This is a genomic window from Luteimonas sp. AC640a (assembly GCF_979256585.1).
In genome coordinates, this window is the sequence record NZ_CEEDOV010000018.1 from 277685 (window position 1) to 296840 (window position 19156).

Annotated in this window: 16 protein-coding genes; 7 read left to right on the forward strand and 9 right to left on the reverse strand. The window is 67.9% G+C overall.

Annotated elements, in window-relative coordinates:
• The first annotated feature begins 42 nt into the window (after positions 1-42).
• Positions 43-345: a hypothetical protein gene (locus tag ACZ9YD_RS14755; protein WP_465076024.1), complete on the forward strand. Its 303-nt coding sequence runs from the start codon at positions 43-45 to the stop codon at positions 343-345.
• A gap of 85 nt (positions 346-430) precedes the next feature.
• Here the strand turns inward: ACZ9YD_RS14755 and ACZ9YD_RS14760 are convergent, their stop codons facing one another.
• Positions 431-865 carry a thiol-disulfide oxidoreductase DCC family protein gene (locus tag ACZ9YD_RS14760; RefSeq protein ID WP_465076025.1) on the reverse strand — a complete coding sequence of 145 codons (435 nt, stop codon included), beginning with the start codon at positions 863-865 and terminating at the stop codon, positions 431-433.
• 34 nt (positions 866-899) lie between these two features.
• On the opposite strand from ACZ9YD_RS14760, the gene otsB reads away from it, so the two are divergent.
• Genes otsB through ACZ9YD_RS14775 form a run of 3 tightly spaced genes read left to right on the forward strand, consistent with a single transcriptional unit; the run spans position 900 to position 4872 of the window.
• The gene (gene otsB / locus ACZ9YD_RS14765) at positions 900-1715 is read left to right on the forward strand and encodes a trehalose-phosphatase (RefSeq protein WP_465076026.1); all 816 of its coding nucleotides are present in this window, start codon (positions 900-902) and stop codon (positions 1713-1715) included.
• Positions 1712-3502, forward strand: coding sequence for a glycoside hydrolase family 15 protein (locus tag ACZ9YD_RS14770; RefSeq protein WP_465076027.1), 1791 nt, complete (start codon positions 1712-1714; stop codon positions 3500-3502). Before otsB ends, ACZ9YD_RS14770 begins: the two co-directional genes overlap by 4 nt.
• The gene (locus ACZ9YD_RS14775; protein WP_465076028.1) at positions 3499-4872 is read left to right on the forward strand and encodes an alpha,alpha-trehalose-phosphate synthase (UDP-forming); all 1374 of its coding nucleotides are present in this window, start codon (positions 3499-3501) and stop codon (positions 4870-4872) included. Before ACZ9YD_RS14770 ends, ACZ9YD_RS14775 begins: the two co-directional genes overlap by 4 nt.
• Before the next feature lie 394 nt (positions 4873-5266).
• Here the strand turns inward: ACZ9YD_RS14775 and gloA are convergent, their stop codons facing one another.
• The 6 genes from gloA to ACZ9YD_RS14805 form a co-directional block, all read right to left on the reverse strand.
• Complete coding sequence (gene gloA / locus ACZ9YD_RS14780) at positions 5267-5797, reverse strand: lactoylglutathione lyase (RefSeq protein WP_465076029.1); 531 nt, start codon at positions 5795-5797, stop codon at positions 5267-5269.
• A 57-nt stretch (positions 5798-5854) separates the two neighbouring features.
• On the reverse strand, positions 5855-6412 hold the full coding sequence (locus ACZ9YD_RS14785) for a DUF4166 domain-containing protein (RefSeq protein WP_465076030.1): 558 nt from the start codon (positions 6410-6412) through the stop codon (positions 5855-5857).
• 55 nt (positions 6413-6467) lie between these two features.
• Entirely contained in the window at positions 6468-8081 is a 1614-nt protein-coding gene (locus ACZ9YD_RS14790) for a SulP family inorganic anion transporter (protein WP_465076031.1), read from the reverse strand.
• Positions 8082-8163: 82 nt separating this feature from the next.
• Complete coding sequence (locus tag ACZ9YD_RS14795) at positions 8164-9105, reverse strand: hypothetical protein (protein ID WP_465076032.1); 942 nt, start codon at positions 9103-9105, stop codon at positions 8164-8166.
• 71 nt (positions 9106-9176) lie between these two features.
• Complete coding sequence (locus ACZ9YD_RS14800) at positions 9177-11438, reverse strand: TonB-dependent receptor (RefSeq protein WP_465076033.1); 2262 nt, start codon at positions 11436-11438, stop codon at positions 9177-9179.
• Between the two features lie 38 nt (positions 11439-11476).
• The gene (locus tag ACZ9YD_RS14805) at positions 11477-11959 is read right to left on the reverse strand and encodes a DUF3574 domain-containing protein (RefSeq protein WP_465076035.1); all 483 of its coding nucleotides are present in this window, start codon (positions 11957-11959) and stop codon (positions 11477-11479) included.
• A gap of 226 nt (positions 11960-12185) precedes the next feature.
• Here ACZ9YD_RS14805 and ACZ9YD_RS14810 point away from each other — a divergent pair, with 226 nt between their 5' ends.
• The gene (locus ACZ9YD_RS14810; RefSeq protein WP_465076036.1) at positions 12186-14633 is read left to right on the forward strand and encodes a TonB-dependent receptor plug domain-containing protein; all 2448 of its coding nucleotides are present in this window, start codon (positions 12186-12188) and stop codon (positions 14631-14633) included.
• A gap of 75 nt (positions 14634-14708) precedes the next feature.
• Positions 14709-16268, forward strand: a complete 1560-nt coding sequence (locus tag ACZ9YD_RS14815) for a sodium:solute symporter family transporter (RefSeq protein ID WP_465076037.1) — start codon at positions 14709-14711, stop codon at positions 16266-16268.
• Here the strand turns inward: ACZ9YD_RS14815 and pgeF are convergent.
• Together pgeF and rluD are read right to left on the reverse strand one after the other, a co-directional pair.
• Complete coding sequence (pgeF, locus tag ACZ9YD_RS14820; protein WP_465076038.1) at positions 16265-17032, reverse strand: peptidoglycan editing factor PgeF; 768 nt, start codon at positions 17030-17032, stop codon at positions 16265-16267. The genes ACZ9YD_RS14815 and pgeF overlap by 4 nt on opposite strands.
• Positions 17029-18018: a 23S rRNA pseudouridine(1911/1915/1917) synthase RluD gene (gene rluD / locus ACZ9YD_RS14825; protein WP_465076039.1), complete on the reverse strand. Its 990-nt coding sequence runs from the start codon at positions 18016-18018 to the stop codon at positions 17029-17031. The genes pgeF and rluD overlap by 4 nt, the downstream gene beginning before the upstream one ends.
• 90 nt (positions 18019-18108) lie before the next feature.
• On the opposite strand from rluD, the gene ACZ9YD_RS14830 reads away from it, so the two are divergent.
• Complete coding sequence (locus ACZ9YD_RS14830) at positions 18109-18975, forward strand: outer membrane protein assembly factor BamD (protein WP_465076040.1); 867 nt, start codon at positions 18109-18111, stop codon at positions 18973-18975.
• Positions 18976-19156: the final 181 nt, after the last annotated feature.

Genomic DNA, 19156 nt, shown 5'->3' on the forward strand with positions numbered 1-19156 from the left:
GGCCCGGAAGACCTGATCCGGTCTGCGCCACCATCAGCGGGCATGGACGCGATCTACCTGACCGGTTCGATGACCGGTCGCCTCGTCTGGCGCGACGGTTGTTTCCGGATCGTGGCCGCGCAGCAACGGGGCGGCGGCACCACACTGATTTGGCCGCATGACTATGTGGCGGTCGTGCGCGATGGACGCCGGGGTGTCATGGATTCAGAAGGGCGTAAAGCCTTCGACGGCGATCGCGTCACGCTGGGCGGGGGCTCGGGTGGTGGCCTGCCTGAAGACACGATCAATCGCGCGCGTGCTGCAGCCTGCGGCGGACCTTATGCCGGTGCGTGGTTGCCGTACTGATCACGCCTGCCCACCCGACTTCCGTCGCGAGCAGACGATGACGCGGCAGTCCCGCCGGCCCGTCACAGGCTCCAGCGGCCTTGGCCTACAGAAACCGCGTCCGCACCTCGGCCGGCGGCACCATGCACGTCTCCCGACGCCCGAACATGCGATACCGGTTGCGCGCGAGCAGTCGATAGGCCGGATCACGCAGCGCGCGCGGTACGACATGCAACACAGCCGCAGTGCGCCAGACGCCGCCGAGACGCTGCAGCACTTCGATGACCCCGTCGCTGTCGTGCCAGGCGGCATCGCCATCGACCAGTAGAAACGACACCGGGTCATCCGGATCGATGTCATGTGCGACCAGCAGATCGTGGCCCACGCGCGCCTGCATCGCAGCGAAGCGGAAACCGGCGCGGCTGTCGTGGCGCAGCAGGAAGCGCACCCAGCCGCTGCACAGCGCGCAGACGCCATCGAACACGACGATGGGGCCGTCGTGCAGTGCGGTGGATGACGCGGGTGGGCTGGGAGGGTTCACATCGGTTTTCCGGACGCGTGGCCATGATGCTGCAATGCGCCAATCACCGGAAGCCACCCCACCCTTCCTGACGCCGGCCGCGGCCGCGTTGCCTTTGCCGCCCCCGTTACCGGCACATGCGGCCCTGTTTCTCGATGTCGATGGCTGCCTGTTACCGTTCGCGCCGCGTCCCGACGCGGTCGAAGTCCCGCCCGCGCTGCTCGCGCGTCTGACCGTCCTGCAGCAGGCCTTGGGCGGTGCATTGGCACTGGTCAGCGGCCGCAATCTCGCCACGCTCGACCAGCTGTTCGCGCCGCAGGTATTTGCGGCCGCAGGATTGCATGGCGTCGAGCGGCGCCGCCTCGGCCACACCGGTATCGCGGGCGACGTTCCGCCTGCGCTGGTACGTGCACGCGATGCGGCGATCGCGCTGATCGACGCGCATCCCGGCGCACTGGTCGAAGACAAGGGCGCCGCGCTCGGCCTGCACTGGCGCATGGTCGCGCCCGAACGCAAGGCCGCCGCCGAGCTCGCGTTGCGCGCATTCGCTGCAGGTGCACTCAGTGGACTGCCCGACTATCAGCTGCAGCCCGGCGACCACGTCATCGAGCTACGCCCGCGCCACGCCGACAAGGGCAGCGCGATTCTCGCGTTCCTCGAAGAGGCGCCCTTCAAAGGTCGCGTGCCCGTGTTCGCCGGCGACGATCTCACCGACGAGCCCGGCTTCTCGGCCGTCAACGCCCATGGTGGCATCAGCGTGCTGGTCGGCGATCGCGCCGGCAGTGCCGCCCGCTTCCGTCTGCCAGATCCCGCCGCGATCCACGCGTGGCTCGGCGTGCCTGCAGACCCGAATCCGGAGACTTCCCGATGACCCAACCGCTCGCTCCCAGCCTCGATCTCGGCCTCGTCGGCAACGGCAGTTTCGGCGCGCTGTTCGACCGCAACGCGCGCCTGGTGTGGTCCTGCCTGCCGGCCTTCGACGGCGATCCCGCGTTCTGCGCGCTGCTGTCGCCGAAGGACGGCCACGGCGACTGGTCGATCGAACTCGACGACTTCGAACGCAGCGAGCAGAGCTACGTCGAGAACACCGCTATCCTGCGCACCGTGCTGTACGACCGGCATGGCGCGTCGCTGGAGATCACCGATTTCGCACCGCGCTGGCGCCAGCACGACCGCTTCTACCGCCCGGTGATGCTGATGCGGCGCGTGCGTCTGCTGTCGGGCAGTCCGCGCATCCGCGTGCTGTTGCGCCCGTTGGCCGACTGGGGTGCGCGCGTGCCCGACAGCACCTGGGGCAGCAACCACATCCGCTACATGCTGCCCGGCTTCACACTGCGCGCGACCACCGATCTGCCGATCCGCCTGCTGCGCGACGGCCTGCCATTCGTGCTCGACCGCGACCTGCATTTCATTCTTGGCCCCGACGAAACCCTGACCCAGCCGCTGCCGGAATTCGTGCGTGACGCGATCCACCGCACAACGAATTACTGGCGCGAATGGGTGCGCTACCTGTCGATCCCACTCGACTTCCAGGAAGCGGTCATCCGCAGCGCGATCACGCTGAAGCTGTGCCAGTACGAGGATAGCGGCGGCATCATCGCAGCGATGACGACGTCGATCCCCGAGGCCGCCGACACCGAGCGCAACTGGGATTACCGCTACTGCTGGATGCGCGACTCGGCGTTCGTCGTGCGCGCGCTCAACCGTCTGGGCGCGACGCGCACGATGGAGGAGTACATCCGCTACATCTTCAACCTGACGGTCAGCGACGACGGCGACATGCAGCCGCTGTACGGCATCGGCTTCGAACACACGCTCACCGAGGAAACGATGCCGGCGCTGGCGGGCTACCGCGGCATGGGGCCGGTGCGCCGCGGCAATCTCGCCTACGTGCAGCGCCAGCACGACACTTACGGCAGCGTGGTGCTCGCGTCCACACAGCTGTTCTTCGACCGCCGGCTGGAACACCGCGGCGACGAGGCGACGTTCCGCAAGCTCGAACCGCTAGGCGAACTCGCGTTCAAGCTCTTCGATCAACCCGACGCCGGCCTGTGGGAATTCCGCGGCAAGGCGCATGTCCACACCTATTCCGCAGTGATGTGCTGGGCGGCCTGCGACCGGCTCGCGCGCATCGCGGGGCAGCTCGGCCTGGAGGACCGCGTGGGCCTCTGGCGCGAGCGCGCCGACGGCATGCGCGAGCGAATCCTCGGCGAAGCCTGGAACGCGGACCTCGGCCATTTCGCCGATGCCTTCGGTGGCGACCGGCTTGACGCCTCGCTGCTGCTGCTCGCCGATCTCGGCTTTGTCACCCCGGAAGACCCGCGCTTCATCGGCACGGTCGAGGCGATCGGCCAGTCGCTGCGTCACGGCGACGGCCTGTTCCGTTACGTCACGCCCGATGATTTCGGCACGCCGGAAACCAGCTTCACGATCTGCACGTTCTGGTACATCGATGCGCTGGCGTCGATCGGTCGCACGGCCGAGGCGCGGCAACTGTTCGAGACCCTGCTGTCGCGACGCAACCACCTCGGCCTGCTGTCGGAAGACCTGTCATTCGAGACCGGCGAGGCTTGGGGCAACTTCCCGCAGACCTATTCGCACGTCGGTCTGATCATGGCGGCAATGCGATTGTCGCGGTCCTGGCAGGCGGCTTCATGAGCCGCCTGGTCGTCGTCTCCAACCGCGTCGCGCTGCCGGGCGCCAGCCAGAACGGCGGCCTTGCGACGGCGCTCGACGCGGCGCTCAAGGAGACTGGCGGCCTGTGGTTCGGCTGGAGCGGCAAGGTCGCGCGTGCGCATTCGGGCGAACTGCATCGGGAACACGCGGACGGCATCGAATACCTGACCGTCGACCTCTCGCGCGAGGATTACGAGGGCTACTACAACGGCTTCTCCAACCGCACGTTGTGGCCGCTGCTGCATTTCCGGCTCGACCTCGTCGACTACAACGCGCTGACCCAGGCCGCCTATCGCGGCGTCAACGCGCTGTTCGCCGAGAAGCTGTCGAAGGAGCTGCGCGACGACGACATCGTTTGGGTGCAGGACTACCACCTGTTTCCGCTCGCGCAGGAACTGCGCAAGCGCGGGGTGCGTGCACGCATCGGTTTCTTCCTGCACGTGCCGTTTCCCTCGGCCGACATCGTCGCCGGTCTGCCGCACCACGAAAAGACCTTCGGCGCGCTGTCGTCCTACGATCTCGTCGGCTTCCAGACCGAACGCGATCTGGAACGCTTCCAGGATTACATCCGCCTGTTCCGCGGTGGCCAGATTGCCGGCCAGGGTGATCTGCGCGACCCCGACGGACGCCGTTTCACCGCGGCCGCGTTCCCGATCGGCATCGATGCCGGCGTGATCGAATCGCTGGCCGAGACCGCGGCGCGCAGTGCGACGACCAAACGCATGCAGGCGAGCCTCAACGGCCGTGCGCTGGCGATCGGGGTGGACCGGCTGGATTACTCGAAAGGCCTGCCGGAGCGCTTCCGCGCGATCCAGCGGTTCTTCGAACGCCACGCCGACCAACGCGGCAAGATAACGTACCTGCAGATCGCCCCGGTCTCACGCGGCGGCGTCGCGAGCTACCGAACCCTGCGCCGCGAACTTGAGCAGTACGCCGGCCACATCAACGGCGCGCATGCGGAGCCGGACTGGACACCGGTGCGCTACGTCAACCGCACGTATCCGCATCCCGCGCTGACCGGGTTTTACCGCCTTTCGCGCATGGCGCTGGTCACCCCGCTGCGCGACGGCATGAATCTGGTCGCCAAGGAATACGTGGCCGCGCAGGATGGCGACGATCCCGGCGCGCTGGTGCTGTCGATCTTCGCCGGCGCCGCGCGCGAACTCGACGGCGCGCTGCTGGTGAACCCGTTCGACAGCGATGGCGTCGCCGATGCGATCGCCGCAGCGATGGCGATGCCGCGCGAGGCAAGACGCGAGCGATGGCAGTCGATGATCACGCGGATCCGCGAGTACGACATCCATGCGTGGCGGAAGGATTTCCTGTCGCGGTTGGCGGCGACGCGGAGCTGATTTTGCCGCGTTTCGCGGGTTGATGTAGCGCGAAGCGAAACCCGTCATGTCTCGCGTGGACGTTGATCGCCGGTTCGCGGCGCGGCGAATCTGCAGACTCCTGCTGACGTTCAACCCTCACCCGACGCACTGCGTGCGTCGACCTCTCCCGGAGGGAGAGGTGCTGGTCCGCTGGTGCGAGTTGTGCATCGCGGTAGATCGCGACGAGCCAAGCCTCACGCGCTCTGAGCCCCTCTCCCTCCGGGAGAGGGGTTGGGGTGAGGGCGCTTCCAGCACGCGACCTTCAACAGAACGCGATACCGGCGAAACCACCTCCCACTTCGGCGTCAACCGCTAGTTCGTTCCCTCTTCCAAAGAGAGAAGCACAAGCGTCACCCGCCCACAGCAACCGACATCAAAGCTTCGCAGGCTGGATGATCTCCACCCAATACCCGTCCGGATCCTTGATGAAGGCGATCGACTTCATGGTGCCGTCGGTCAGGCGCTTCTGGAACGTCACGCCCAGCTCTTCGAAACGCGCACACGCGGCGCGCACGTCCGGCACGCTGACGCAGATGTGCCCGAAGCCGCGCGGGTCGCTGTTGCCATCGTGGTAGAACGGGCCGTCCTGCGATTCGGTGCCGTGGTTGTGGGTGAGTTCCAGCACGCCCGGCTGGCGCGCCAGCCATTCGCGGCGGGCGTCTTCGTCGTCCGGGATGGCGGCGGTGTCGTCGACCAGCGCGAGGAAGAACAGCGAGAACTTCGCCTGCTCGAAATCGGCCTTGCGCACCAGGGTGAAGCCGAGCACGCGGGTGTAGAAATCGAGCGAGGCCACCGGGTCCTTGACCCGCAGCATGGTGTGGTTGAACACGAAATCTCGGGTCGCGGCATCGCGTGGCGCAACGCCGGGCACGTTGGCGAGATCGGCAAGGGTCTGTGCGGTCATGGCACGGCTTCCTGAGAGGGGCCGACCATTATCGGCGAAGCCGCCGCAAGGCCGCGGTCACGCGGCGCGGGCGTCGTCCGGCAGCAGCCAACCGTGGTAGCGCACCAGTTGACCGACGAGCGGCAGCGCCGCTTCGACCTCGAACGCATAGCGCCCGTCGATCTCGCGTTCGTTGCAGCGCACGTTGCGGAACAACGCGGCCGGCAGCGGCAATACCCCGAGCAGGCGCGCGGCGGCGACGTTCCAGAAGATCGTGCCGTCCCAGGTGTGCAGCACGAAGCGGATCTGCACCGGGCCGAACCGCTCGCGCAGTTCACCATCGCGATGCCATAGGCGCGAGCGCATGCGCGAGGCCTTCGGCGGCGTGCCGAACACGCGCGACCAGATCTCGCCCTTCGGGCCGCTGGCGAAATCCACCGTCAGCGGCGCGTCGACCATCGCGCGCGGCAGACCGGCAATGCGCGCGCACAGGCGCGACAGCAGGCCGGTCCCACGCACCACCGTCACCTGGCCGGTATAGCGCACGGTGCCGTGCACGCCATGCAGCGCGCGCAAGGCATGGGGCAGACGGAAGAACGCGGCGCCGAGCAGGGTCTGGTAGAGGGTCGGCGTCATCGAACGGCAGGTCGTTTCCGGGCGGCGCAGGATAGCGCCTGCGCGTCCGGTTCGATCAGTCGAGGGTTGCCGGCTTGGGCTGGCGTTGCAGCGACAGCAGGCCCACCAGCACCGCGAGCACCGCGTAGGCGGCCGCGAACTGGAACGCGATCGCCTGGCGCAGGCCGTCGAGCTGCCACGGCAGGACCAGCGCGCCGGTCGGATGCACCGAATGGATCACGCCGAACAGCGTGGCCACCGCGGCCGCCAACAGGGTCGCGACCGAGACCCCGGACCGCCGGTCGACCAATGCGACCAGTGCGGTGGCCCACAGCATCGCGGTGATGATGAAGCCGTTGCCGAGCACGACGATCGTCGCCATCTCCGGCAGGCCTTGACCGGCATCGACCCGCGCATAAAGCGCGGCCATGCGTTCGGGATCGATCCAGGCGGGATTGCCGAACTTGATGTTGAGCAGATAGGCGATCGCCGGCAGGAACGCCAGCGACACCGCGATCGCGTGTTCGCGCTTCGTGCTGTGGAAGGCCTGCACGGTGATGTCGATGCCGACGAAGACGATGATCGGCGCGAGCACCGCGACCGGCAGCCACTGCACCAGCCCGGAGACGAGACCGAGCATGCCGCCGACGCCGATGAAGAGGCCCGTCAGCAGCGTGTAGCCGGTGCGCGCGCCCATGTGCTTGTAGGCCGGCTGGCCGATGTAGGGCGTGGTCTGCGCGACACCGCCGCAGACGCCGGCGACCAGCGTCGAGACGGCTTCGACCAGCAACACGTCGCGCGTGCGGTAATCGTCACCGGCCGCGCGTGCGCTCTCGCTGACGTTGATGCCGCCGACGACCATCAGCAGGCCGAACGGCAGCAGCAGCGACAGATACGGCAGCGTCGCCGGCAGTCCATCGACGAAGCCCAGATTCGGCCACGGCAGCGCAGGCGCCGGCCAACTGGCCTCCGGCAACGCGAAGCCCGGTGACAGACCAGCGAGACCGAGGCCGTAGTACAGCGCGAGGCCGACGAGCAAGGCGAACGGCACGCCTGGCAGGCGCAGCGGCACCGGACCGCGCGCGACCAGCACGTAGAGCAGCAGGCCGAGCGTCGCGAACCCGGCAACCGGCGAGCGCAGCGTTTCGATCAGCGGCAGGAAGCCGAGCAGCATCAGCGCCGCGCCGCCGATCGAACCCAGCAGCGCCGCACGCGGCACGACGCGGGTGATCCAGTCGCCGGCGAACGACAGCACCAGCTTCAGCACGCCCATCACCACCAGCGAGGCCATGCCGAGCTGCCACGTCGCAATGCCGGCTGCATCCGCGTCCAGGCCCTGCTGCCGGAACGCGACGAACGCGGGACCGAGCACCAGCAAGGCCATGCCGATGCTGGTCGGCGCATCGAGGCCGAGCGGCATCGCGGTGACATCGTCGCGGCCGGTGCGCTGCGCGAGACGCCGCGCCATCCACGTGTACATCAGGTTACCGACCAGCACGCCGAAGGCCGTGCCCGGAAACATGCGCCCGAACACGATGTCGGCCGGCACCCCGAAGATCCCGACCAGCGCCGCGGCGATGAAGCCGAGGATCGAGAGGTTGTCGACGACGAGACCGAAAAAGCCGTTGATGTCGCCGGGGACGAACCAGCGTCCAGCCCGAGACTTCTCCGCACGCGCACCGGTGCTCATGACATGCGGCGCCCGAGGCCGCCGGCGACGTGACATGGCGATCCGATCTTCCGCCTCCGCGCGCCGTGCCAGGACGTGTCCATCAAACGGGCTGTCTGCAATCGCGCAGGACCATGCCGCCCAGCGTGATCTCGTCGACCACACCTTCCAGCGTCACCCAGTCGTGCGAACCCAGTGTCGCGAACAGCGGCGCCTGGTCAGCAGGCAACTTGCATTGGATGGCGAAGTAGGTGTTGTTCATGGAATCGCCCTTACGCACGCGCAGCAGACCGCCCGTGGGCGTGACGAGATACACGAGCGTCATCTCGCCGGTGATGCTGGACACATTCGTGGTGTAGACCTGCCCGTCGATCCGGTAGCGCCGCCCCATGTGCCGGGCGAAGAACGGCATCAGCATTGCGTCCACATCGCGATGCGCACGGCCGTCCCGGGTATTGCCGATCAGCGCATCCTTGAGCGAAGGGGCTGACGCGGCACTGCCAAGCCGCCGCGCTTCCCTTCCGAGCGACTGCGATAGCGCAACCGCTTCGGCCTCGGTGGCAGCGTCGGCGTTGTCGGCCGCGCGCGCGGCGCGCGCGATCGCTTCGCCGGCCGCACCGGGCACGATTTCGCTCAACATCCCGCACATATGGTCACGCGCCGCGTCATTCGTGATCTGCTGGCCGCGAGCAAGGTCCATCACCAAGCCGAACTCGCCGTTGGCCTTGCCGCTCGCCATCACCACGACCGGTGGATTGTTGGTGGTCTGCACCAGCAGCAGACTGCCCTCGCCCGCCTTGATGTCGTCGTGTCCGACCTCGAACTCCTGATCGCGCGCCACCTTGCGTAACTGCCCCAACCCGCTCGCGATGCCAACATCCCGATGGGTCTGCATCGCGATGAATGTCATGCCGTTACGCGGATCACCGACGGTGCTGAACCGGCAATCCTGCGCCTGTGCCGGCGCCAACCAGATCATGCCGACGATCGCCAGCGCTGCTGCATATCCCTGCTTCATGCCCCTCGTTCCTTGTCGTTCGATCATTGAGTCGCCATTGTCGACTTGCGCGCGCGGCGCCGGCAAGACAGCGCGCCGCGGCACCCCACCAAGGGACCTCAGAACTTCGCCGTGAACTCCACACCCCAGGTCCGCGGTTCGTTGATGAAGCCCGTCAGATTGTTGAAGTCGATACCGCCGACGATGCGCGTGCTGTCGGTGATGTTGCGGCCGAACACGGCGAGGTCGTAGTTGCCCTGGTTCCAGTTCGTGCCGACGCGCAGGCCGCCTTCCAGTGTCGAGCGGCCGCGGAATTCCGGCGATTCGTAGAGGAAGAAGTTCACCTGGCCGCGGTACGCCCAGTCGGTGTAGACGTAGAACTCGGCGTCGTCGCCGACCGGCACGCCCCAGCGCGCGGTGAGGTTGTGGATCCACTTCGGCGCCTGCGGCAGCGGGTTGCCGTCGACGCGGGCGAAGCCACCCACGGTGGGATCGGTCACGGTGCAGCCGCCGCCGCAGACCGCGACCGCGAGGTTCGGATCGCGGATCTCGGTGTCGTTGTAGCTCGTGCCCCAGGTCACCAGCAGCGTATCGGTCAGCCAGGCCTGCAGATCGAGCTCGGCGCCCTGCCCGATCGACTTGTCGGCGTTGAGCAGGATCGCCTGGTTGGTCGCGCCGCCGACGGCGATCAGCTGCTGGCCGTCGACGTTGTAGCGGAACAGGTTGAAGCCGATGCGGCCGCGGCGGTCCCACAGATCCGCCTTGATGCCGACCTCGTAGGAGATCACTTCCTCGGAATCGGCGACCGAGATGACGCCGAACGCGAGACGGCCCTGGATCGACGGCGCGCGGAAGCCCTTGGCGACGCGGCCGTAGACGTTGACGTCGTCGTTGAGTTCGTAGACCGCGCTCGCGTCCCAGCTGATGTCATCGACATCGGTGTTTTCGAAGAACGGGCCGCCGACCGGCGTGCCGAACGGCACGGCCTGCAGCACGCTGGCGCTGAAATCCTTCTTGTCCTGCGTGTAGCGCAGGCCGCCGCGCAGCTTGAACTTGTCGCTCACGTCGTATTCGCCGGATGCGAACAGCGCCCACGCGGTATTGCGCTGCTCCTGTACGGCGTGGCCGGTCTGCGGATTGCCGGGCGCGAGGGAATCGTAGTTGAGGCTGTCGACGGTGAGTTCCTCGCGGAACCAGAACGCGCCGGCCTGCCAGTCGAAGGGGCCGTCGAGATTCGACTCGATTCGCACTTCCTGGGTGATCTGCTTGTGGTCGGGAATGCCGTCGGCCGATTCGGCCGCGAACGGAATGAAACCGGGGCCGGAATCGGGCAGGAACGCAGCACCGTAACCGCCGTCGATGTCGCCGCGATTCAGGGACTCCAGCGTCTCGTAGCCGGTGATCGAATACAGGCTGTACTGGCCGAAATCCCAGCGCAGGCGGGCGCTGGCGCCCCAGGTTTCGAGGTCTGAGAAGTTGACACCGTCGAGCGAAACCGTATCGCGATCGAAACCCGGTACGAACCGGTTGCTGCCAGGCTCGACGAGGTTCGCGCGGAACAGGCGCGCGGTGCCGTTGAGAGCGCGGCGGTGCAGATTGAACAGGCCTTCGAAGCCGTCGCCTTCGTAGAGGAACTGCACGCGCGCGGCGGATTCGTCGTAACCCTCGAAGCCGTCATTGGGCGCACCGGCCAGCGTATTGCGCACCGAATCGTCGCGGCGCTGGTACAGCGCCGATACGCGCGCCGACCAGCGCTCGGTCAGCGCGCCGCCGACCGCGCCTTCGAAGTTCCACATGTTGTCGCTGCCGTAGGCCAGCTTGCCGTAGCCCTCGAAGTCCTGGCTCGGGCGCACCGAATCGAACTTCACCACGCCGGCCGGCGTGTTGCGGCCGAACAGCGTGCCCTGCGGTCCACGCAGCACTTCGACGCCGGCGATGTCGAACACCGGAAAGCCTTTCAGCAGCGGGTTCTCCAGCACCACGTCGTCGTAGATCAACGAGACGGGCTGCGAAGCATTGAGATCGAAATCGGTATTGCCGAGTCCGCGGATGTAGAACCGCGGAAACGCGCGGCCGTAGCTCGATTCGATGTTGAGGCTGGGCACGCGACCCGACAGGAACCGGATGTCGGTGCCGCCGCTGCCGAGCACGCCGAGCTTCTCGGCATCGAGCGTGGTGATCGACACCGGCACGTCCTGGATGTTCTCCACCCGGCGCTGCGCGGTGACCTGCACCGCGTCGAGCGTGGCGGCGCGCTCCTGCGGCGCGGCGGCGGGCGTGCCCGCGTCCTGGGCGAACACCGTCGCCGGCAGGGCGCACGCGAGTGCGAAGGCAAGGCGGGCGGGACGGAGCACGGTCTGGCGGGCGCGGCTGGACGACATGGGGAACACCTCTGCGGGCGGGCTGTAACGCGGGAGTATCAGAACGAAACGTCGGCGTGCAGCTGCGAGCGCAGCACCGACAGATGACCGGTTTCCTGCTTCCAGGCGGTGCGGATGGCCTCGATCGCGGCGGCCTGCTCCGGCGTATCGGGATGATGCACCACCAGCTCCTTGGAGCGCAGGCGCGACGGCGTGCTGGCGCCCGGCGGCAGCCACTGGCCGTAGACGTCAATCACGCTCAGGCCCTTGGGGAAGCGCGGCGTGACTTCGCGGTCGAGGAAATCGAGCCAGCGCTGTTCGGAAGCCGCGGTCTCTTCGGGCGAGGCCACCCACTGGCCGGTCGCGAAATACAGCTCGGTGCGGACCCAGCCGATGCCTTCCGCCGGTCGTGCGGCATCGCCGTGATAGGCCGACGTGACGACCTTTTCCGGCACGCCGGGCGCAGACGTGGGCGCGCTGGTGGCGCAGGCGGCGAGCGCCGACGCGGCGAGGATCGACAGCAACGGACGGAATAGGGACATGGCGACGGCCGAAAGTGCGGGGCCGCCATGCTAGAGGCGTGGGCGGCCGGGAATTGTTGCAGTGCCGCAACACTGTATCGCTCAATCCGGATGGACGTATGAATTCGAAGCGTGCCCAATGGCGGACCGGCCGCGCGCTGCGCGGTCGTGGTGCCGGGCGCCACGTCGACCCTCCCCGGATCGGCGCCCGGCACCGTCCCTCTCCCCGCCTCCGCTAGGAAAGCCCATGCCCATGCCGTCCGCCCGCCGCCTCGTCTCCACACCTCTGGCGCTGGCCATCGCATGCGGCCTGGCGCTGCCCGCTGCAGCGCAGACTGCCGACACCGACGGCGCGACGCGGCTGGATGCGGTGATCGTCACCGGCACCCGCGCGACTGATCGCACGGTGCTCGAATCGACGTCGCCGATCGACGTGCTCGACGAAGACGACCTGCGCCGCGCCGGTGCGGTCAACGGTGAACTCGGCGCTGCCCTGCAGGCGCTGCTGCCGTCATTCAACATTCCGCGCCAGTCGAACTCCGGCGGCGCCGATCACATCCGCGCGGCCCAGCTGCGTGGCCTGTCGCCGGACCAGGTGCTGGTGCTGGTCAACGGCAAGCGCCGGCACGTGTCGTCGCTGGTGACCACGGGTTCGAAGGTCGGCCGCGGCACCACGCCGGTCGACTTCAACGCGATTCCGCTCAGCGCGATCAAGCGCATCGAAGTGCTGCGCGACGGCGCGGGCGCGCAGTACGGCGCCGATGCGGTCGCGGGCGTGATCAACATCATCCTCGACGACGGCGGCGATGGCGGTGCGATCGAAGCCAGCTACGGCGCGCACCACACCAAGTTCGAGCCGACCGACCAGCGCATCACCGATGGCCAGAGCGCCTCGCTCGCAGCGAAGGTCGGCACCGCGCTGGGCGACGACGGCTTCCTGCGCGTGGGCCTGGAATACAAGGAACTCTCGCCGACCAACCGCGCCGGTTTCGACCAGATTCCGCCGTGGGACCAGACGCCGCGCAATCTCGCCCTGCAGGGCCAGCGCAACTACCACCACGGCAACGGCGCGGCCAAGGACATCAACGGTTGGCTCAACACCGAGATCGCGCTCGGCGAATCCGCGACGTTCTACGCGTTCGGCACCTACAACCAGCGCGACACCGAAGGTGCGAACTATTTCCGCTACCCCGACGGCGAAGCGAACTGGCTCGAGGTGTATCCGAACGGCTTCCGCCCGGTGTCGATCGGCGAGAACCTCGATGTCGCGGGCGTCGCCGGTGTGCGCACGCAGTGGGGCGACTGGGATGTTGACGCCAGCCTCAACCACGGCCGCAACGAGTTCACCTATCGCCTGCGCGATTCGATCAATGCCTCGCTCGGCCCGTCCAGCCCCACGCGCTTCAAGACCGGCGACTACGCGTTCGACCAGACGCTGGCCAACGTCGACGTCAGCCGCCTGTTCGCGCAGGGCGACAACCTGCACACCTTCGCCACCGGCGTGGAATTCCGCGTCGAGAACTACGAGACCGGCGCCGGCGATCCGGCGAGCTACGCGGCCGGTCCGTTCACCGATCGCCCCACCGGTTCGCAGGCCGGCGGTGGCCTGACGCCGCAGGACGAAGCCGACCTCGACCGCGATGTCGCCAGCGTCTACGCCAGCGTGTCGAGCAGTTTCGGCGAGAAGCTCAGCACCGACGCCGCAGTGCGCTACGAGCACTACGACGACTTCGGCGGCGAGGTCACCGGCAAGCTCGCGGCACGCTACGAGTTCGTGCCGGCGTTCGCGCTGCGCGGTGCGCTGTCGAAGAATTTCCGCGCGCCGTCGCTCGGCCAGATCGGTTACGAATCCACAGGCACCGGCTACAACGCCTCCGGCCAGCTGATCCAGAGCCGCCTGCTGTCGGTCAACAATCCCATCGCCCGCGCGCTCGGCGCGACCGACCTCACGCCCGAACAGTCGATCAACGCCAGCCTCGGCTTCACCAGCCGCGTCGGTGAGAATTTCGACTTCTCGCTGGATCTGTTCCAGATCGACATCGACGACCGCGTCGCACTGTCGGAAGCGATCACCAGCGATGCACTGACCGACTTCATCGACGCGGAGTTCGGCGTGCCGGGTGTGCAGAGCGTCAGCTTCTTCACCAACGCCGCCGACACGCGCACGCGCGGCGCCGAGGCCGTCGCCAACTGGCGTCATCCGCTGGCCGGCGGCTCGCTGCTGCTGACCGGCACCTGGAGCTACGCCGACACCGAGATCAAACGCATCGTCGCGACCCCGGCCGCGTTGTCGGCGGTGGTGCCGGACGCGGTGCTGTTCGGCGTCGAGGAAAGCAACACGCTGACCGACGCCGCCCCGCGCACGCGCTCGGCGTTCACCGGCAGCTGGGGCAACGACACCTGGAACCTGCTCGCCCGCGTGACCCGCCACGGCAGCACCAAGCGCGTCTTCAACTTCGGCGGCGGTTTCGAGCCCGAGCAGGTCTACGGCGCGAAGTGGCAGCTCGATGCGGAAGCCGAGGTGCGCCTCGGCGACAAGTGGACGCTCGCGATCGGCGGCCAGAACCTGACCGACGAATACGCAGACCTGTCGAACGAGGACATCTTCTACTTCGGCAACCTGCCCTACGACGTGCTGTCGGGCATCGGCAGCAGCGGCGCGTACTACTACACGCGGGTGCGCTACGCGTTCTGAGCGCGGCATTCCAGTCTTTGCAACACCGCGCCCGCTGTGTTTTGGTAGACCGCTCACAGGCACACGGCGGGGACGATGGGGCAGCTGACGACGGTCGATTTCTGGGTCATCGGAGCCTATTTCCTCCTCACCGCGATCATCGGATTCTCGGCCACGCGACGGCACGCGACCTCCGACGAACTGTTCCTGGCCGGGCGATCGCTCGGTCCGATCGCGGTCGGCGTGTCGCTGTTCGCATCCAACATCTCATCCGACACCCTGATCGGCCTGCCGGGCGCCGCCTACGCGACCGGCATCTCGGCGGCGAACTACGAGTGGATGGCCGGCCTGGTGCTGATCGTCGCCGCGATCTTCGTCATGCCGGTGCTGCTGCGGTTGCGCATCGCGACGATGCCGGAGCTGATGGAGCGCCGCTTCGATCCGCGGATGCGCAAGTACCTGTCGGTGGTCACGCTGTTCCTGTCGCTGGTGCTCGATACCGCCGGCACGCTGTATGCCGGCGGGCTGGTGGTCACAACGTTCGTGCCCGGCCTTGAACTGTGGGCGGTCTGTCTGGGGATCGCGCTGTTCACCGCGCTCTATACCGCCTGCGGTGGCCTGCGCGCGGCGGTCTACACCGACCTGCTGCAGGGCACGGTCCTGCTGGTGGGCGCAGCGGCGCTGAGCCTGATGGTGTTCGCGCAGTTCGACTACAGCTGGGCGAACGTGGTCGCCCGCGTCGATCCCGACAAGCTGTCGCTGATCCGTCCGCTCGACGATCCCGGTCTGCCGTGGCTGGGCCTGATCACCGGCGTGCCGATCGTCGGTTTCTACTACTGGACGATGAACCAGTACGTCGTCCAGCGCGTGCTCGCCGCGCGCAACATCGAGGCGGCAAGCCGCGGCGCGGTGATCGCGGCCTTCCTCAAGCTGCTGCCGATCTTCCTGATGACGATCCCCGGCGCGATGGCGACGGTGCTGCTGCCCGACCTCGAACGTCCCGACCAGGCCTTCCCGGCCATGGTCACCACGTTCGCACCGGTCGGCCTGGCTGGACTGATCATCGCGGGACTGGTCTCGGCGCTGATGTCGACGCTGTCATCGACCCTCAATGCTTCGGCGACGCTGCTGACGCTCGACTTCGTGCAACCGTATCGCCCGCACTGGCGATCGTCGCAGTTGGCGTGGACCGGCCGCATCGCGACGCTGGTGATCGCCCTGCTGGCCGCGGCGTGGGCGCCGATGATCCAGCACTTCTCCGGCCTGTGGAGCTACCTGCAGCAGGTCTTCGCATTCGTGGCCTCGCCGCTGGTGGCGACGTTCCTGATGGGGCTGTGGGTCTCCCGGCTCGGCGCGTCGGCCGCATTGCGGGGCCTGGCCTGCGGGCACGCGCTCAGCGCGGCGCTGTTCGTGGTCTACGAAACCGTGGGGCTCGGCATGCACTTCAGCATCATCGGCGGCGTGCTGTTCGCCGCCACGGCGGCCTTCACCGCCTTCTGGATGTGGCAGTTGCAGGGCCGGGACCGGAGCGGCCGGGACGCAGGCGAGATCCTGTCGCTGGCACGCCCGGGTCTGGCCCATCTGCCGCGCGACGTGCTGGTCGGCATTGTCCTCGTCCTGGGGCTGACGGCGACCATCCTGGTGGTGCTGCGCTAAAAGTCGATCCACACCAGCGTCGCGATGCGGCCGGTGCGCTGGTCGCGACGATGCGAGAAGAATGCATCGGGCTCGGCGATCGTATCGCGGTCGCCGCCGTGGATCGCATTGCTGCGGATGCCTGCCGCTTCGAGACGCCGACGCGCGAGCGCGTACAGATCGACGCGCCAGTGACCATCGCGCGTCGAGACGAACGCCGCATCCGCGCCCGGATCGCCAGCGACGAACGCGTCGCGCACCTCCGCGCCGATTTCGTAGGACGCCGGACCCGCTGCGGGCCCCAGCCAGACCCGCAACTGCGATGGCGACGTGCGCATCGCCGCGACGGTCGCTTCGAGTACGCCCGCTGCCAGTCCACGCCAGCCCGCGTGCGCCGCGCCGATCTCACTGCCGTCATCGGCGGCGAACGCGACGGGCAGGCAATCGGCGGTCAAGATCGCGAGCACGACGCCCGCTTCCGACGTCACCGACGCATCGGCCTCGACCAGCGCCTGCTGCGCAGCGCCCGCCGGCGCAACGAAACGTGCGACCTCGACGCCATGCACCTGCTGCAACCAGTGGGGCGGCGACGGCAGGCCAGCGAGGTCGACCAGGATGTCGCGATTGCGCGCCACCGCATCCGGCGCATCACCGACGGCACTGCGGTGGTTGCCGAGGTTGAACCTGTCGAACGGCGCCTGCGAAACACCGGCGCCGTGGCGCAGCGTCGTCAGCGCCTTTACGCCGCGCGGCGCGGGCCAGTCGGCGTGCAGCAGCGCGCTCACCGGCGCCCCATCTCCGCGTGCTGGATCGCGTCCGCACGCAGCACTTTCAGCAGGACCTGCATGTCTTCGGGCAGCGGCGCGCTGCAACGCACGGCCTCGCCGGTGACCGGATGCTTGAACTCCAGCGTTTCGGCATGCAGCGCCTGGCGGCGGAACCCGCGCAGCGTCGCGATCATCTCGTCCGACGCGCCCTTGGGCAGCTTGAGCGAGCCGCCGTAGAGCGGATCGCCGAGGATCGAATGGCGCAGATGCGCCATGTGCACGCGGATCTGATGCGTGCGGCCGGTTTCGAGCCGGCATTCGAGCGCGGTGTGCGCGCGGAAGCGCTCGCGCAGGCGGTAATGGGTGACGGCTTCGCGGCCGTCTTCGCGTACGCCCATGCGCAGCCGGTCGCGCGGGTGGCGGTCGATCGGCGCATCCGCGGTGCCGCCCGAGACCAGCGCGCCGACCACGACGGCCAGATACTGGCGATGCACGTCGCGCGCCGACAGCTGCTCGACCAGCGCGTTGTGCGCTTCGAGCGTGCGCGCGACCACCATGACGCCCGAGGTGTCCTTGTCGAGCCGATGCACGATGCCCGCGCGCGGCAGGGTCGCCAGCGAGGCGTCGCGGAACAGCAGCGCATTGACCAGGGTGCCGTCGTAATTGCCGGCGCCCGGGTGCACGACCAGCCCGGCCGGCTTGTCGATGACGATCACCTGGTCGTCCTCGAACAGCACCGACAGCGGGATGTCCTGCGGCTCGGCCGTGGTCTGGGTTTCGAGCACGACGTTCAGGCTGATGGTCTCCCCGCCCACCACCGCGTCGCGCGGGCGCGGCACGGCACCGTCCAGCAGCACCTCGCCGGATTTGATCCAGGTGGTCAGCTTGGAGCGGGAGAACTGGGGGAAGAGCTCGGCCAGCACGGCGTCGAAACGGCGCCCTGCCGCGGCATCCGGCACCGTGGCGGTGCGGTGGTCAGGGTGGTCGCTGGAGTCTTGCTGCATCGGGACGGCTCGGGTTCAGGCGGGGAAAGCCGGGCGATCCACCCGGACTGTTATTATCCGCGGATCGTGCCCATACGCCCAATTGCCCTCATGACCCCACGCCTCGCCTCGCCGATCCGCGCCCTGGCCCGCACTTCGATGCTTTTGTTGCTGGTCGTCATGGTCGCCGCGGGCTGCTCCCGCAACACCAAGGACGACGAGAACGAGGGCGTGCCCGTCGCCGAGCTCTACCAGAAGGGCCACGACTCGATGCGCAAGGGCAACTGGAGCAACGGCGCCACGTCGTTCCGCCGCCTCGTCGCGCAGTACCCGTACGGCCCCTACACCGAGCAGGCGCTGGTCGAGACCGCGTACGCCAACTACAAGATGGGCAACAACGAGGAAGCGATCTCGGGCATCGACCGCTTCATCCGCACCTATCCCACGCACCAAAACATTCCCTACATGTACTACCTGCGCGGCCTGGTGAACTCCAGCCGCGACACGGTGTTCCTGCAGCGCGTGTGGAGCCTGGACAGCAGCCGTCGCGATCTCGCCTCGCCCAACCAGGCCTATGCGGATTTCAACACGGTGGCCGATCGGTATCCCAACAGCCGCTATGCCGACGATGCCCGCGCGCAGATGGCCACGCTGCGCAACACCTTCGCGCGCCACGAGATCGAGACCGGCCTGTACTACCTGCGCCGAGACGCCTATGTGGCTGCCGCGCAGCGCGCGACCTATCTGCTCGAGACCTACCCGCAGAGCGAGTACCAGAACGACGCGGTCGCGCTGCTCGCGGCGAGCTACGCCAACCTCGGCAACGACACGCTGGCCGCCGATGCCCGTCGCGTGCTCGAGCAGAACGAGCCGGATCACCCGTCGCTGACCGGCAACTGGCCGAACGAGCCGTGGAAGATCCGCCGTCTCAACCCGTTCGCCACCGAGCGCACCGCGATCGACAACGACCGCGACTGACGTCGCGGGTTGTTGGAAAAAACGCCGCCTTCGGGCGGCGTTTTGCGTTGTGCTGTCTGCGGGTCTGTGGCTTTGTGGCTTTGGCTTTTGGCTTTTGGCTTTTTATCTGAATCGAGCCGTAGAGCGAGCCGAGCACCGGAGCCTGGCGTGGCCGAAGAGCAGCCCATGTCTGAGCGCAGCG